The sequence below is a fragment of the Mesobacillus jeotgali genome, assembly GCF_031759225.1.
GTDB classification, from domain to species: domain Bacteria; phylum Bacillota; class Bacilli; order Bacillales; family Cytobacillaceae; genus Mesobacillus; species Mesobacillus jeotgali_B.
Genome location: NZ_CP134494.1, coordinates 2,965,813 through 2,981,249, shown reverse-complemented (window position 1 = coordinate 2,981,249; position 15,437 = coordinate 2,965,813). Strand labels below are relative to the sequence as shown.

16 protein-coding genes are annotated in these 15,437 nt (G+C 42.6%); all 16 read left to right on the top strand.

Annotated features, from left to right (window positions below):
• Positions 1-6: 6 nt before the first annotated feature.
• A complete protein-coding gene (gene mgsA, locus RH061_RS14990; protein ID WP_311071331.1) occupies positions 7-438 on the top strand; it encodes a methylglyoxal synthase in 432 nt (143 codons plus the stop codon).
• Positions 419-1,135, top strand: coding sequence for a bacillithiol biosynthesis deacetylase BshB1 (gene bshB1 / locus RH061_RS14985; protein ID WP_311076413.1), 717 nt, complete (start codon positions 419-421; stop codon positions 1,133-1,135). The genes mgsA and bshB1 overlap by 20 nt, the downstream gene beginning before the upstream one ends.
• Positions 1,132-2,271, top strand: a complete 1,140-nt coding sequence (gene bshA / locus RH061_RS14980; protein ID WP_311071330.1) for an N-acetyl-alpha-D-glucosaminyl L-malate synthase BshA — start codon at positions 1,132-1,134, stop codon at positions 2,269-2,271. The genes bshB1 and bshA overlap by 4 nt, the downstream gene beginning before the upstream one ends.
• Positions 2,268-3,476, top strand: a complete 1,209-nt coding sequence (locus RH061_RS14975; RefSeq protein WP_311071328.1) for a CCA tRNA nucleotidyltransferase — start codon at positions 2,268-2,270, stop codon at positions 3,474-3,476. Before bshA ends, RH061_RS14975 begins: the two co-directional genes overlap by 4 nt.
• Positions 3,437-4,432, top strand: coding sequence for a biotin--[acetyl-CoA-carboxylase] ligase (locus RH061_RS14970; protein WP_311071327.1), 996 nt, complete (start codon positions 3,437-3,439; stop codon positions 4,430-4,432). Before RH061_RS14975 ends, RH061_RS14970 begins: the two co-directional genes overlap by 40 nt.
• Positions 4,433-4,674: 242 nt before the next feature.
• Entirely contained in the window at positions 4,675-5,511 is an 837-nt protein-coding gene (panB, locus tag RH061_RS14965) for a 3-methyl-2-oxobutanoate hydroxymethyltransferase (RefSeq protein WP_311071325.1), read from the top strand.
• Positions 5,508-6,356 (top strand): pantoate--beta-alanine ligase, encoded by an 849-nt coding sequence (gene panC, locus RH061_RS14960; RefSeq protein WP_311071324.1) that lies wholly within the window; start codon positions 5,508-5,510, stop codon positions 6,354-6,356. The genes panB and panC overlap by 4 nt, the downstream gene beginning before the upstream one ends.
• 23 nt (positions 6,357-6,379) lie before the next feature.
• Complete coding sequence (panD, locus tag RH061_RS14955) at positions 6,380-6,766, top strand: aspartate 1-decarboxylase (RefSeq protein WP_167831348.1); 387 nt, start codon at positions 6,380-6,382, stop codon at positions 6,764-6,766.
• Between the two features lie 259 nt (positions 6,767-7,025).
• Positions 7,026-9,812, top strand: coding sequence for an ATP-dependent DNA helicase DinG (gene dinG, locus RH061_RS14950; RefSeq protein ID WP_311071322.1), 2,787 nt, complete (start codon positions 7,026-7,028; stop codon positions 9,810-9,812).
• A 95-nt stretch (positions 9,813-9,907) separates the two neighbouring features.
• Positions 9,908-10,741, top strand: coding sequence for a ComEC/Rec2 family competence protein (locus RH061_RS14945; protein WP_311071320.1), 834 nt, complete (start codon positions 9,908-9,910; stop codon positions 10,739-10,741).
• A 362-nt stretch (positions 10,742-11,103) separates the two neighbouring features.
• The gene (locus RH061_RS14940) at positions 11,104-11,274 is read left to right on the top strand and encodes a YpmA family protein (RefSeq protein ID WP_167831345.1); all 171 of its coding nucleotides are present in this window, start codon (positions 11,104-11,106) and stop codon (positions 11,272-11,274) included.
• A 70-nt stretch (positions 11,275-11,344) separates the two neighbouring features.
• Positions 11,345-11,830 carry a cell wall elongation regulator TseB-like domain-containing protein gene (locus RH061_RS14935; RefSeq protein ID WP_311071318.1) on the top strand — a complete coding sequence of 162 codons (486 nt, stop codon included), beginning with the start codon at positions 11,345-11,347 and terminating at the stop codon, positions 11,828-11,830.
• 60 nt (positions 11,831-11,890) lie between these two features.
• Positions 11,891-13,072, top strand: coding sequence for a pyridoxal phosphate-dependent aminotransferase (locus RH061_RS14930; RefSeq protein WP_311076411.1), 1,182 nt, complete (start codon positions 11,891-11,893; stop codon positions 13,070-13,072).
• Positions 13,073-13,567: 495 nt separating this feature from the next.
• A complete protein-coding gene (locus RH061_RS14925; protein WP_311071316.1) occupies positions 13,568-14,275 on the top strand; it encodes a DnaD domain-containing protein in 708 nt (235 codons plus the stop codon).
• A gap of 93 nt (positions 14,276-14,368) precedes the next feature.
• A complete protein-coding gene (gene nth, locus RH061_RS14920; RefSeq protein ID WP_311071314.1) occupies positions 14,369-15,019 on the top strand; it encodes an endonuclease III in 651 nt (216 codons plus the stop codon).
• A complete protein-coding gene (locus tag RH061_RS14915) occupies positions 15,019-15,396 on the top strand; it encodes a YpoC family protein (RefSeq protein WP_311071313.1) in 378 nt (125 codons plus the stop codon). Before nth ends, RH061_RS14915 begins: the two co-directional genes overlap by 1 nt.
• Positions 15,397-15,437: the final 41 nt, after the last annotated feature.

The following is a 15,437-nucleotide window of genomic DNA, read 5'->3' as shown; positions in this document are numbered from 1 at the left end:
AAACCAATGAATATTGCCTTAATTGCCCACGATAAAAAGAAAGATGATCTGGTGGGATTTGCAGTCGCTTATAAAGAAATTTTTGAGAAACATACATTATTCGCTACTGGAACTACAGGGCTAAGGATCATTGAAGCAACAGGTCTGAACGTAACACGGTTCCAATCCGGCCCCCTTGGCGGTGACCAGGAAATTGGTGCGCGAATCGCCAACAATCTAATGGATGCAGTATTCTTCTTCAGGGATCCACTCACTGCCCAGCCGCATGAGCCTGATGTGACTGCCCTGGTACGGCTTTGTGATGTATATTCTGTTCCGCTTGCGACCAATATGGGAACAGCGGAGATTCTCGTCAAAGGCATCGAAAGAGGAGATCTGGACTGGCGAAATATAGTGAAAGAAGAAACTGGTGATGAAAATGGAAGCAATGAAGCTTGATATGCTGGCATTTGGCGCCCATGCTGATGATGTTGAGATCGGAATGGGCGGAACAATCGCAAAATATGCTGCTGAAGGAAAATCCATCGGGATATGTGATTTGACGAAAGCGGAAATGTCTTCGAATGGAACGGTAGATACAAGGAGCCGTGAAGCAAATGAAGCAGCCGGCATTCTTGGGGTGAAGATGAGGGAAGCCCTTGATTTGCCGGACAGAGGCTTGTTTTTAAAGGATGAATACATAAGGAAAATTGTTAGAGTGATCAGGCGAAACACACCGGACATAGTTTTTGCACCTTATTTTGATGACCGTCATCCTGACCATGGCAGCTGTGCCCGCCTTGTCGAGGAGGCGGTCTTTTCGGCAGCAGTAAGAAGATATGATGAAGAGCATGGATTGGCACCACATAGGCCAAAAGCTTTGTATTTTTATATGATTAATGGATTCCACAAACCTGATTTTGTTGTTGATGTTTCAGATACGATCCATCTAAAAATCAATGCACTGAATGCCTATGAAAGCCAATTCATGAAAGGGGCAGCCACATTCGATACTCCGCTTGTTAATGGCTATATCGAAACAGTTGAGGCCCGCGAGAAATTATTCGGCAAGGAAGCCGGTGTGGCCTATGCCGAGGGCTTTATATCTAAAAAACCATTGTTAATCCACAAGGATTTGTTAGGGGAAGGAAAATGAAAAAATTAAAAATTGGCATAACCTGTTACCCGACAGTGGGAGGGTCTGGTGTTGTCGCAACAGAACTCGGGAAGCTGCTTGCAGAGAAAGGACATGAGATCCATTTTATTTCCTCGAGCCTTCCCTTCCGGCTGAAAAAAATGTACCGGAATATCTATTCTCATGAGGTAGAGGTCAATCAATACTCGGTCTTTCAATATCCGCCATATGATATCGCGCTCGCCAGCAAGATTGCAGAGGTCGCAGTTTTGGAAAATCTAGATGTCCTTCATGTACATTATGCAATTCCCCATGCGGTCTGTGCTATTTTGGCCCGCCAGATGAGTGGACGCGATCTGAAGATTGTCACCACGCTTCACGGTACAGATATAACTGTACTTGGGTATGATCCATCTCTTACAGATGCGATCCGTTTCGGAATTGAAAAGTCGGATTATGTTACAGCAGTATCCAATTCGCTAATCCAGCAAACCTATGATTTAATCAAACCGGATAAAGAAATTGACTGCGTTTATAATTTCATCGACACTCGTGTCAATAAACGAATACAATCCTTAGACCTAAAAAAGGAATATGGAATCCTGCCTGAAGAAAAAGTGGTCATCCATGTTTCCAACTTCCGGCCAGTTAAAAGAGTTCCAGATGTCATTAAAGCATTCGCAGGTATTGCTGGAAAAATGCCGGCTAAACTTTTGCTGGTAGGAGATGGCCCGGAAATGAAGACTGTCTGCAGCCTTGCAAGTGAACTCGGAATCCGCGACAGAGTCCTGCTTCTTGGAAAACAGGAAAGAGTAGAGGAATTATATTCTATAAGTGATCTTATGCTGCTCCTTTCAGAAAAAGAAAGCTTCGGACTGGTTGCTTTGGAAGCGATGGCTTGTGGCGTCCCATGTATCGGAACGAACGTAGGAGGAATCCCGGAAGTGATTGTCGATGGAGAGACGGGATTCGTATGCGAATTAGGAAATATCGAAGAGATTACCAGTAAAGCTGTTAATATCCTTTCAAACCCGGACTTACACCAGGCTTTTGCCGAAAACTCGATAGAACGGGCAGAGAAGTGCTTCAGCGCTGAACAAATTGTATCTGAATATGAAAACATTTACTATACTATCGTTGGGCAGGATGAACAATGATTGGCGATCCATTCAAACAGGCAGTACCTGTCCTTGAATTAATCGAGAATGCTGGATTTGAAGCCTATTTTGTCGGCGGTTCCGTCAGGGATCATATCCTGGGACGCGAAATATCGGATGTGGATATCGCTACCTCGGCATTACCTGAGGAGTTAAAAGAAATCTTTCCTAAAACAAATGATGTGGGAATTGAACATGGAACGATACTCGTCCATTATTATGGCGGCCATTATGAAATCACGACATTCCGTTCTGAAGAAAACTACTCTGATTTTCGCAGGCCTGATAAGGTGTCATTTATTCGGTCATTAAAGGAAGATCTTCAGCGGCGCGATTTCACGATGAATGCAATGGCGATGGACAAAGATGGGAACATTATCGATCCTTTCGCAGGAAAAGAAGCAATAAAAAACAAACAAATAGCTACAGTTGGCAATCCAGATGAACGATTCGGAGAAGATGCACTAAGGATGTTAAGGGCTGTCAGATTCCAGTCACAATTATCTTTTTCTATTGAAAAGAGCACTTTAGAGTCGCTTGCTGCGCAGTGTCATTTGCTGGAGAACATAGCGGTCGAACGAAAAACGGTGGAATTTGAGAAATTGCTCATGGGGACAGGCAGGAGAGAAGCTGTCCAATTGCTTTCGGAAAGCGGGATGATTCGCTTTTTGCCAGGATTGAAGGAGCACGCTGATGCAGTCAAACGGTTTTCGAGTCAATTAACAGAGAACTTCGAGCTGATAGAATCCTGGGTTCTGTTAGTTTTTGAATTAGGATTGAAGGATAATGAGGTTGAAGATTTCCTAAGACAATGGAAGCTTCCAGTGAGTAAAATTAAGAGGATCAACAGAGTTCATTCATTATTATTGAACCGTCTAGAAAAAGACTGGGATATGGAAAGAGTCTATAAAGCAGGTCTGGAGGATGCGATTTGTGCTGAAATTGTATATTCATCCCTGCAAAAAATCAGCTGCAGCACCGATAAGATCAAGGGATTGCATGATCGGCTTCCGATAAAGCACCGCAAGGAATTGAACGTAACGGGGAATGATGTCATGTCCTGGATGGATAAACCCCCAGGACCATGGCTGCGTCTGATTCTTGAGGAAATTGAACGTTCTGTGATCACTGGCGCAGTACCAAATGAGAAGGAGAAAATAAAGAAATGGCTGAGCGCGTTCAATCAGAAATCAGGAAAAAATTAATTGATGCCTTTACCAGAAATGAAACTGAATACTTGTCAGGACAACATCTCGCAGACATTGCGGGCTGTTCGCGTACGGCAGTCTGGAAGCATATCGAAGAGCTCCGCAAAGAGGGTTTTCAGTTTGAGGCGGTTAGAAGAAAAGGCTATAAAATTGTATCCATCCCTGACAATATGTCTGCAGATAAAATTAACCTCGGCTTGAACACTCAATTTTTAGGCAGGAACCTGCACTACCATGACAGCGTGGAATCGACTCAAAAAATTGCGTATAAACTTGCTTACGAACATGCAGAAGAGGGAACGGTCGTGATTGCCGAAGAGCAAACTGCAGGCAGGGGGAGAATGGACCGGAAATGGCATTCTCCGAAGTACTCTGGTATATGGATGAGCCTTATCCTAAGACCGAAAATTCCCATCCCTAAAGCCCCGCAGCTGACATTGATCACGGCAGTAGGAGTGGTGCAGGCTATTGAAGAAGTAACAGGCTTACATCCCGAAATTAAATGGCCGAATGATATACTCATCAACGGCAAGAAAATAACCGGGATCCTTACCGAGCTCCAGGCGGAATCTGACCGGATCAATTCAATCATTATTGGCATCGGCATCAATGTGAATACAGATATTGAAGATTTTCCTGAGGAAATTCGACCAATCGCTTCGTCGCTTGCCATTGAATCTGGCAAAATGATAGACAGGGAAAAACTGATCAGGTCGATACTGGAAAAATTGGAGAAATTATATTTGCTTTATCTGGAAAAAGGCTTTTTTCCCATCAAGCTGATGTGGGAAAGCTACGCGATCAGCATCGGAAAGCAGATCACTGCAAGAACAATCACAGGGGAAATCAAGGGAAAAGCCACCGGAATAACGGAAGATGGAGTTTTATTAATCGAGGATACTGCAGGAGACATTCATCATATATATTCCGCGGATATTCAGGTAGATGGTTAATTTCGTTATGTAGCCAAAAAAGCAGTCATTTGCTATAATCAATCTGGGCGGTATCGAGAGAACTGCACCTTTTTGACTTATTATAAACAAAATAGTTCTGCCTGGATCCGATAGCGGACTGGGACAGAGGGATGAAACAAGTACAGGCTGCAAAGGGTCCTTCTGGTATAGATGGGTCCTTTTTTAGTGTCTGACAGTGATGGATTGTTTTATCTCCTCTTCAGAAAAAGGGAGGAATGAAAATGAAACAAACAACTGATTTCTTGAAAATGAAGCAAACAGGCAACAAGATCGTCATGGTGACGGCCTATGATTACCCTTCAGCCAAGCATGCTGAACAGGCTGAAGCTGATATGATCCTTGTGGGTGATTCTCTCGGAATGGTCGTACTTGGCTATGACTCGACAGTACCGGTGACGATGGAAGATATGATCCACCACTCGAAGGCGGTCAGGCGTGGAGCGGCCAACACCTTCATTGTTGTCGATTTGCCATTTATGAGCTATCATCTGTCGATCAAAGACACGCTTATAAACGGAGCGAGAATTTTGCAGGAAACTGGGGCAAATGCTGTTAAACTAGAAGGTGCTGAAGAGGTCATCGGACATATTAACGCACTGACGAAGGCTGGAGTCCCGGTAGTAGCACATCTTGGCTTAACTCCGCAATCTGTAGGAGTCCTTGGTGGATATAAAGTACAGGGAAAAAGCGCGGATTCTGCAAAGAAATTAATAGAAGACGCGAAAAAGTGCGAAGAGGCAGGTGCCTTTGCACTTGTGCTGGAATGCGTCCCTAAACAGCTTGCAGAACAAGTCAGCCAGAACCTTGCAATCCCGACCATTGGAATCGGGGCTGGAGCAGAGGTAGACGGACAGGTGCTTGTATACCATGATATAATCACGTATGGCGTGGACCGAGTCCCGAAATTTGTGAAACAATATACGAATGTAAATGAACTGATCTCTACTGGGCTCAGTGCCTATGTATCTGAAGTGAGACATAAGGCCTTCCCGGAAGATAAACATAGTTTTACCATGAAGGAAGAAGAATTGAAGGCATTGTACGGGGGAAAAGAATGAAAATCGTCAGAACAATCACCGAGATGCAAGAACAAATGCAAAAACTGAAATCTGAAGGGAAAACCATCGGTTATGTACCAACCATGGGCTTCCTCCATGAAGGCCATATCTCATTAATGAAGAATGCCCGTCCGGAAAATGACATTGTGGTCCTGAGCATTTTCGTAAATCCACTTCAATTCGGTCCGTCAGAGGATTTGGATGCCTATCCACGGGATTTCGACCGCGACCATAAAATCGCGGAAACTGAGGGTGTAGATTTTATTTTTTATCCTTCTGCAGAAGAAATGTACCCAGGAAATGCTTCAGTCAAGGTCTCTGTTGTTGAAAGGACCGATGTACTGTGCGGCAAGTCAAGGCCTGGCCATTTTGATGGAGTAGCAACTGTTCTTTTCAAGCTATTCAACATCATCCAGCCAACGAGGGCTTATTTTGGATTGAAGGATGCCCAACAGGTTGCTGTGGTCGATGGAATGATCAGGGATTTCAATTTTCCGATACAATTGATTCCCGTTGAAACAGTACGTGAAGAGGATGGTCTTGCAAAAAGTTCTAGAAATGTCTATCTGAATCACGAGGAAAGAATACAGGCAGTTGAGCTTAGCAAAAGCCTGAAGATGGCTAAACTTGCAATAGAAAACGGCGAAAGAAATCCTGATGAAATTGTTGGATCGATGAAAAATCATATAAATGAGAATACGACTGGCACAGTTGATTATATTGAAATCTATTCCTATCCTGAGCTAGAGAGATTGAAGACGCTGAAGGGCAAAGTCATCATAGCGCTTGCCGTGAAGTTCTCTAAAGCCAGATTGATCGATAATACCATTTTAGAAGTAGAATAACTTATATAGGGGGATTATATTCCATGTTCCGCACCATGATGAATGCTAAAATACATCGAGCACGAGTTACTGAAGCAAACCTTAACTACGTCGGCAGCATCACGATCGACACAGATATCCTGGATGCAGTCGGTATGGTTGCTAATGAAAAAGTGCAAATTGTCAATAATAATAATGGCGCGCGCTTCGAAACATATATTATTCCTGGGGAAAGAGGAAGCGGTGTAGTTTGCCTTAACGGAGCAGCAGCTCGTCTTGTCCATGAAGGTGACGTCGTAATCATCATTTCCTATGCACTTGTTCCGGAAGAGAAGGTTCCGTCCCATCAGCCAAAAGTAGCGTTGATGGATGAGAACAACCGTATAGTAGAAATGATTCATGCCGAACCTGAAAAAACGGTATTTCTATAGAACAAGAAAACTCCCGAACCAACGGGAGTTTTTTCGTACCATTCCTCACTTGTGCGAGTCCGCCGTATACTGCAAGGGTGTATAGATTTTTTTGCCTGGCATAGCTATATTGAATAATCCAAATTTATATATAATGGTCATAATAGGTATAAGCCTGCTAAAGAGGAATTAGAAGGACAAGGATAAAGACTCACGCTTTAATTTTCATATGTTTTATGATACGGTTTTGTTTGACTGAATGTTAGAGGTGTATTGAAGAATGAGCCAAAAATTTGTGGTTGTAGATTTAGAAACAACGGGTAATTCCCCTAAAAAGGGTGACCGTATTATACAATTCGGAGCCGTGATCATCGAGGATGGAAAGATTACTGGCAGGTTCTCATCGCTTGTCAATCCATTGCAGGAGATTCCTGCTTTCATCGAAGAATTGACAGGAATTTCAGAATCAATGGTGAAGAATGCTCCATTATTTGAAGAAATCGCTCCACAGGTTTCTGATATGCTTGAAGATGCTTATTTTGTGGCTCATAATGTCTTGTTTGACCTTTCATTTTTACAAGAAGAATTACTAAACGCAGGCGTGGAAGGATTTTATGGACCTGTTATCGATACAGTGGAAATGGCAAGAATCCTGTATCCGTCAGCTGACAGTTATAAATTGACTGATTTGGCCTCGAGGGAGGAGTTGGATCATGACCGTCCACACCAGGCTGATAGCGATGCACAAGTCACCGCAGAGTTGCTGTTGATCATGCTCGATGCTGTGAAAGCTCTGCCTCTTGTTACAGTAAAAGAGCTTGCAAAGCTTTCTGAGGGACTTAAAAGCGATCTTCACTTGATTTTTGATGATGTTTTGAATATGAAAGAGAGCAGTCTCGAAGACCTGCCTGACCATATAGAAGTCTACCGCGGGATTGCCTTGAAAAAGAGGCCGGAAACCCAAAGGGCTTTACATAGTGTAATAAATTATCCCGAATCAGTGGAGGAAAAAAAGGCTATGCTCCAAAAAGCTTTTTCCGGTTATGAAATCAGGCATGGGCAGTTTGAGATGATGGACTCTGTCCATAGTGCATTCATGAAAAATGGCCATGCTTTGATTGAAGCCGGAACAGGTGTTGGAAAGTCTCTTGGTTATTTGATTCCAGCAGCCATTTTTTCACTGGAGAGTCACAATCCAGTTGTAGTAAGTACCTACACAACACAGCTTCAGGAACAGCTTTTAAACAATGACGTCCCGAAACTGGCAAAAGTTCTGGGTTCAAAAATAAATGCCTCACTGATTAAGGGGAGAAATAATTATATCAGTATGGCACGGTTTGAGCATTCCCTGAGAGAGGTAGAAGAAAATTACGATACGGCTCTTACCAAAATGCAAATACTTGTATGGCTTACGCAAACAGAAACTGGAGATTTTGATGAACTCAATTTGTCCAGCGGGGGGATGCTCTTCTGGAGTAAAGTGAAGAATGAGCCTGCCCTTTTCCTTAAGACAAAGCACTGGGAGAGTTATGACTTTTATCAAAGAGCGGTTGAAGAAGCGCAACAAGCAGATATTCTGATCACGAACCATGCCATGCTCCTAGCAGACCTTGTTTCAGAAAAAGGTCCGCTGCCGAATTATGAGTATGCAATCCTTGATGAAGGACATCAATTTGAAAAGGCAGCAGGAAAGTACTTTGGGAAGTCACTGGATTATCTGGCTGTCAGGCTTGTACTGAATCAGCTTGGCCTTTATGACCAAAACCAATTGTTTTATAAATTGGAGAGGTTGCTGCGCAATGATTTGAGAGATAGCAGACTGCATACCTTTGAGGTCAGCCAGTTGATTTCCGATTTAGTATATGAAACAGAGGAACTCTTTAAGCTTGCCGGAACATATGCAAGAAAAACGGTTAAGAATAAAACCTATGGCAGCAAGATACATGCAAGCATCGTTCCGGACAGGGATAATCGTGTTTGGACAGCTTTGAAAACAACAGCAGAAAGGTTTTATTTTGACTTAAAGGATTTAATTGTGGCGCTGGAAGAAAGGCTTGATGAGGCTGGGAAGAGCAATCATCCATATACGGGAGTGCAGCAATCGATTCTTGAAGAGGTTGTACAGGTTAAAGAGGACCTGGAAGCGATCCGGGATACGGCAAGAACACTATTTATGGATGGTAGCGATTATGTGAAATGGATTGAGGCAGATTTGAGGTCACTGCAAAACTCAACAACAATTTTTTCACGCCCTGTCTATGTATCAGACTATTTGGCTCAACAATTTTTCATGAAAAAAAGGAGCGTAGTTGTTACATCAGCCACACTTTCGGTCAATAATTCCTTCAGTTTTATAAAGAAGGAACTGGGGCTGGAAAATACTCTGATCGAGCAGCAAATTCCATCGCCATTTTCTTATGAGTCCCAAATCAAGCTGATCGTCCCTGAAGACTTGCCGGATATAAAATCTGTGTCACATGATGACTATGTAGCTGCGATAACAGAACATATCATCTCCATTGCAGAAGCAACTAAAGGCAGGATGCTGATTTTATTCACATCACATGAGATGCTGAAGAAGACTTATGAATTGATTAAAGAGAGCGGCCTTCTAGAAGAATTCATTTTAATCGCCCAGGGCATCACAGCAGGCAGCAGGACACGATTGACCAGAAATTTCAAGCGGTTCGACAAAGCCATCTTGTTCGGGACCAGCAGTTTCTGGGAGGGTGTCGATATCCCTGGAGAGGATCTGTCATGCTTGATCATCGTGAGGCTCCCATTTACACCTCCTGATGAACCTATAACAGCCGCAAAATGTTCTATAATCAAGGAAAGCGGAGGCAGTCCTTTCTCTGAACTATCCTTGCCTGAAGCCGTTCTAAGGTTTAAACAAGGATTCGGAAGATTGATTCGGACATCTAATGATAGAGGTTTGATTTTTATCTTTGACCGAAGGCTTGTGACCACTTCTTATGGAAAAGCCTTTTTACATTCCGTACCCGATGTTCCAGTTGAAAAAGGGAACATAACGGAAATAGTCGACATGATTGATGATTGGCTGTAGTCCAGGTGCAAAATATTGGATGCTTTTTTTAAAAGCCTTTTATATTTTCAGCTAAATGACGCACTCTAAGGCTAGATGTAATTGGAGGAGTGTACATGAAGCTGTTAATTGCAATCCTGGCTTTTATGAATTGGTATTATTTTCCGTATGAATCCCCGTCTGCTCCTGTCGAAGTTGAAGGAGTGGATGTCAATCTTAAAAGAAATGAATTGGCTTTTACGTTTTTAGCCATAAGCGATGGAGAGGCCGCGTTAATCCAGCATGCTAATGGCGAGAATGTACTGGTCAATACTGGAGGAAAGGGAACGTTAAAAGAGATTGATCGCCTGCTTGCTCTTTTTCATGTAAAGCAATTATCGACGATTATTTTGACTGCAAATACAGAACAGGAAAATCTTGATCCATTAATCCAGAAATACAATGTACGCCGGATCTTTACAGGCAAAGCCGGTAATCAAGTGCTGTCAGAAACTTCAATCCCTACTGAAGTAAAGGTTCAAAGCTGGAAGCAGGGGGACTTGTTAAAGCTCATGCCAGGCTTGACAGCAGAAGTCATATTCGACGGCGAGGAAGAAAATGAAGGAACAGATATTTCTTTTCAATTTTTCCATCATCAGATTTTCTATGTCAGTTCTGCAAGTCATAATTCTGAACAAGCTTTTCTCGAGGAACCATTGAGGAATGTCAATATCGTCAAATTGCCATTATTCGCAGCTAAAGGCTCTTTTTCTGACTTATTGATTGAGCATCTTGATCCCCAGCTTGCCATCATTTTCAAATCCAGCTCAATTAAACCGGATCCAGATTTAGTGGAGATGCTCCATGAAGCATGGATTGATGTTTATTTCACAAAGCAGCATGGTACAGTTACAATTAAGCTTACCGAATCGACTTATGATGTCATTACGATCGCGAGCGAAGAAGAATGATTTTCGTGATCAAAAAAAACTGCGCATATACTGCGCAGCCATTTTATTTATGTCAAGCTATACTTTTCGAGTTCGGTCCGCCCAATGAAGTCAAAGAACGACTTCACCGGTCGGCCCTCCGGCTCACGATGTGCTAGACCCGCCAGCCACAGGACGTGGCGTTATTGGCGGGCAGCGCTTGTCGGGCTGAACAAGGCGCTTCCGCCTTTCGGTGTGTGTGGACTAGAAAAGTTTTTTGTGTCAGCATTACTCTTACCAGTGAGGACCATCTCCTGATATAATGAGTGGTGTTAATTGTATTGTTGCCAGCTTAATGTTCATTTATAGATGACAAAAATTGTGTGAGAGGAGAGGGACCAGGCATGGAAAGTAAAATTGAGATCGTTTCGACAGTGAAGGTGCAAAATAGTCCTGATTTATATAAAATTGTAGATGCCCTAAACAGGACATTGAAGCGTGATGACCTTATGTTCGGTCTTGCACTGGATCAGGATGATAAAGAAAAAGCAGTCTTTACCATTTATCGCACCTGATAAAGAAATCATATTGAGATGAACTGCTGTTTTTTTAAGCAGAATTGAGATACATAAAGAAGGGATACATTTGAAGAAATGGATATTTATCAGTGTTCTTATTGTGGTTACAATAACGGGAATTCTGATCAATGTATACTTGAACGCGGTTGAGCCAGTCAAGGCAGCAGAGGAAAAGGCTGTTAAAATTGCGTCAAAAGAAACGAACCTGGCCGACTTCACTAACTTCAGTTTGTACAGTGGAGAAGAAACTTATTATGTGATGACTGGAAAAAATGCCAAACAAGAAGCTGTTTATGTTTGGATCAATGAAAAAAACAGCGAAATTATTACGAGAAATGCTAAAAATGGTATCACGAAAAAAGAGGCTTTAAATAAACTATATCAGGAAAAAAATCCGAATGAAATCATTGAAGTAAGGCTCGGCATGGCCAGGATCCAAAAGACGGACAGGCCGGCATGGGAAATTTTTTACCGAAACAACAGCGACACAATAAATTATTATTATGTCGATTTTGATACGGGTGAAAAGCTCAGAGCTATTGATAATTTGTAAGTACCTACAGGTTATAAAAATGTCATACATGCAAAAATCATAGGAGGTAAAGGGATGGAGATCCAATTAGCCAGCAGAGTGGGTGCACTCACTCCTTCATCAACTTTGGCTATTACTGCCAAAGCCAAAGAATTAAAAGCACAAGGAAAAGATGTAATCGGACTTGGAGCAGGAGAGCCTGACTTCAATACCCCGCAGCATATTATCGAAGCTGCAGTGAAATCAATGAATGAGGGTTTCACAAAATACACTCCATCCGGCGGGCTGCCAGAATTAAAAAAGGAAATAGCAGCAAAATTAAAGGCGGATCAGGGACTTGAGTATCAGTTGAATGAAATTATTGTGACAAGTGGTGCTAAGCATGGATTGTACACCCTTTTTCAGGTTCTGCTCAATGAAGGCGACGAAGTCATCATCCCAATCCCATACTGGGTCAGCTATCCAGAGCAGGTCAAGCTTGCGGGTGGGAATCCGGTTTATGTCGAGGGTCTGGAGCAAAACAATTTCAAGATCACTCCAGCTCAACTGAAGGAGAAGGTCACTGACAAGACAAAGGCAGTCATCATTAATTCGCCAAGCAACCCGACTGGAATGGTATATTCCCAGGAGGAGTTGCAGGCTCTTGGAGAAATTTGTCTGGAAAAAGGCATTCTAATCATTTCTGATGAAATCTATGAAAAATTGATTTATGGAGATGCAAAACATATTTCGATTGCCCAGCTTTCAGCAGAGCTAAAAAAGCAGACGATCATTATTAATGGTGTTTCCAAATCCCATTCAATGACAGGGTGGAGAATCGGGTATGCTGCCGGTGACAGCAAGATCATCAAGGCAATGACCGACCTGGCAAGCCACAGCACGTCAAATCCGACGACTCCGGCTCAATATGCGACGATTGCTGCATATGCAGGAGAACAGGAAGCCTTGGAAGTGATGCTTTCAGCGTTTGAAGAAAGGCTTGAAATCATCCATGGAAAACTGAACAACATTCCAGGAATCAGCTGCATTAAGCCTCAGGGGGCGTTTTACCTGTTCCCGAATGCAAAAGAAGCAGCACTTATGTCCGGCTGCAAGGATGTAGATCAGTTTGCGGAAGTCTTGCTGACTGAAGCGAATGTTGCAGTTGTTCCTGGCTCCGGTTTTGGGGCTCCAGACTATATGCGACTGTCTTACGCAACATCCCTTGACCAGTTGGAGGAAGCTGTCAGCAGGATTCATCAATTCATTGAAAGCCGAGTATAATCATACCTGCAGCAAAATGGAAGTAAGACATTTGCTGAGAAGTATGTATTCGTAATAGTACCTGTTTGAAAGGTGTTTTCTCTGTTAAGGCAAATATTGTTTTTAAGCCCTGTTGATTGTAGTGGAAGGCGCGTAGACTCCTCCGAAAATGCTAACGCATTTCCATCGTGCGTGGGCACGTTCGAGGAAGCTCAATCAATGTCCTGCGGGATCAGCAAGTCATGGGGAGACCCCGCAGGCGCATAAAGCGCCGAGGAGGCTCCCCGACTGCCCGCGGAAAGCGAAGCGCCTGGAACGAAAATCAACAGCCCTGTTTAACAAAGCCTAACTCAAAAGGCCCGTATACTTGCGGGCCTTGATTATTTTTATAGCGTTATTCTTGTCGGATATAGCGTTTCTTTTCGCTATTTTTCGACTAATTTCCCTTTTTAATCTTTTTCTATTTTATTACCAGCCGGGCTTGTTCATGCTATACTATGAAAAGAGGTGTCCGGAATGAAAAAAGCAGATATGTTAGATTGGCTGAAAGAGGGGAATGTTACAATTCCTGCTGTATTGCTTACCCAATACAAAGAAATGAGATTGAACGAACAAGAATTAGCACTATTACTTCATGTATTCTATTTTTCTGAAAAAGGAAATGAATTTCCTACACCTACGGAACTTGCAGCCCGCATGACGATATCGGCTTTCGAATGTACAGATTTGCTCCGAGCACTGATTCAAAGAGGGTTCATATCGATAAGTGACGGGAATTCCACGGATGGAATCAGATATGAAAAATATTCGCTGGAACCGCTATGGGAAAAGCTATTCGATCAGTTTATGCTCAAGCGGAGACAGGAAAAAGAGATTCTCGATCAGAAGGAAGAAACGGATTTATATACAACCTTTGAAAAGGAATTCGGCCGGCCGTTATCTCCATTTGAATGTGAGTCACTGGCAATGTGGATGGATGATGACCATCATGATCCAATCATCATAAAGGCTGCCTTAAGAGAAGCTGTTATCTCTGGTAAATTGAATTTTCGGTACATAGACCGGATTCTTTTTGAATGGAAGAAGAATGGAATCAAGACAATTGAACAAGCAAAAAGTTATGGAAGAAAATTCAGGCAGCATCAGAGTGTGCAGAAGACAGGGAAGGAAGAACCTAAGGTCTCTGCGAATCCTGTTCCGTTTTATAACTGGCTTGAACAATAATTGTAACGAGAGAACTCATCCATTCTCTCTTTTTTTATTTTGATAACTGTGCTTTTACAAAGCACAACTACAAATAGAAAAGTGGTGAGTGACATGTTAAATAAACAACAAATCAGGTTTTGCCTTGATGAAATGGGCAAAATGTTCCCTCAGGCACATTGTGAGCTGATCCACTCGAACCCTTTTGAGCTTGTAATTGCTGTTGCCTTATCTGCCCAGTGCACTGATGCACTTGTAAACAAAGTGACAAAAGATTTATTTCAAAAATACAAAACCCCTGAGGATTTTTTGAGTGTGTCTCTGGAAGAGCTTCAGCAGGACATTCGGTCGATTGGGCTATATCGTAATAAAGCGAAAAACATTCAGAAGCTTTCCAGGATGATTATAGAGGATTATGGCGGAGAAGTCCCGCGTGACAGGGATGAACTGACAAAACTGCCTGGCGTAGGCCGTAAAACCGCAAATGTGGTGGTATCGGTCGCTTTCGGAATCCCAGCCATTGCAGTTGATACGCACGTAGAGCGAGTCAGCAAACGCCTGGCTTTTTGCCGATGGAAGGATTCAGTTCTTGAAGTTGAGAAGACACTGATGAAAAAGATTCCCGAAGAAGAATGGTCGATCACGCATCATAGAATGATCTTTTTTGGTCGATATCATTGTAAAGCCCAAAACCCTAAGTGTGAAACATGTCCTTTACTGGAGGTATGCAGAGAGGGCAAGAAAAGGATGAGGGGAAAATCATAATGGAAGAATTAGAAACGTTCTCTCTGTATCACGAAATAGCGATGGCGACACTCCTAGAGGAGTGGAATCAGTGCAAGGAGCAGTTAGCCTCTCATTTTAATAACAGGGATGGCGAAAGGGCAGAACCCTTGATGAAGAGGGCGATTCTTTTATTTGAACAGTTCCTTTTTCTTTCAAACAGCCTTGATCAAGAAGAATATTCGATAAATAACTGTAAAATCAAGCCCGTGAATGTTGAGGAAAGACTCGATTTCATTAAATCAAAGCCAAAACTTTTTCATTCATATAAGCAGCTTGCTGAATTGTTCGCAGAACAGGAAAAACAATTTGCTAAACAAACAGCCTTAAATAAAACAAAAAGCAAACGTCCTGAGTGAGTCACAGGGGCGTTTGCTTTTTTGTTTGTTTATTTAGTTCG

Bases quoted from the DNA above. Each gene is read 5' to 3' on its own strand.
- mgsA (WP_311071331.1), top strand. From the start codon at position 7: ATGAATATTGCCTTAATTGCCCACGATAAAAAGAAAGATGATCTGGTG.
- bshB1 (WP_311076413.1), top strand. From the start codon at position 419: ATGGAAGCAATGAAGCTTGATATGCTGGCATTTGGCGCCCATGCTGAT.
- bshA (WP_311071330.1), top strand. From the start codon at position 1,132: ATGAAAAAATTAAAAATTGGCATAACCTGTTACCCGACAGTGGGAGGG.
- RH061_RS14975 (WP_311071328.1), top strand. From the start codon at position 2,268: ATGATTGGCGATCCATTCAAACAGGCAGTACCTGTCCTTGAATTAATC.
- RH061_RS14970 (WP_311071327.1), top strand. From the start codon at position 3,437: ATGGCTGAGCGCGTTCAATCAGAAATCAGGAAAAAATTAATTGATGCC.
- panB (WP_311071325.1), top strand. From the start codon at position 4,675: ATGAAACAAACAACTGATTTCTTGAAAATGAAGCAAACAGGCAACAAG.
- panC (WP_311071324.1), top strand. From the start codon at position 5,508: ATGAAAATCGTCAGAACAATCACCGAGATGCAAGAACAAATGCAAAAA.
- panD (WP_167831348.1), top strand. From the start codon at position 6,380: ATGTTCCGCACCATGATGAATGCTAAAATACATCGAGCACGAGTTACT.
- dinG (WP_311071322.1), top strand. From the start codon at position 7,026: ATGAGCCAAAAATTTGTGGTTGTAGATTTAGAAACAACGGGTAATTCC.
- RH061_RS14945 (WP_311071320.1), top strand. From the start codon at position 9,908: ATGAAGCTGTTAATTGCAATCCTGGCTTTTATGAATTGGTATTATTTT.
- RH061_RS14940 (WP_167831345.1), top strand. From the start codon at position 11,104: ATGGAAAGTAAAATTGAGATCGTTTCGACAGTGAAGGTGCAAAATAGT.
- RH061_RS14925 (WP_311071316.1), top strand. From the start codon at position 13,568: ATGAAAAAAGCAGATATGTTAGATTGGCTGAAAGAGGGGAATGTTACA.
- nth (WP_311071314.1), top strand. From the start codon at position 14,369: ATGTTAAATAAACAACAAATCAGGTTTTGCCTTGATGAAATGGGCAAA.
- RH061_RS14915 (WP_311071313.1), top strand. From the start codon at position 15,019: ATGGAAGAATTAGAAACGTTCTCTCTGTATCACGAAATAGCGATGGCG.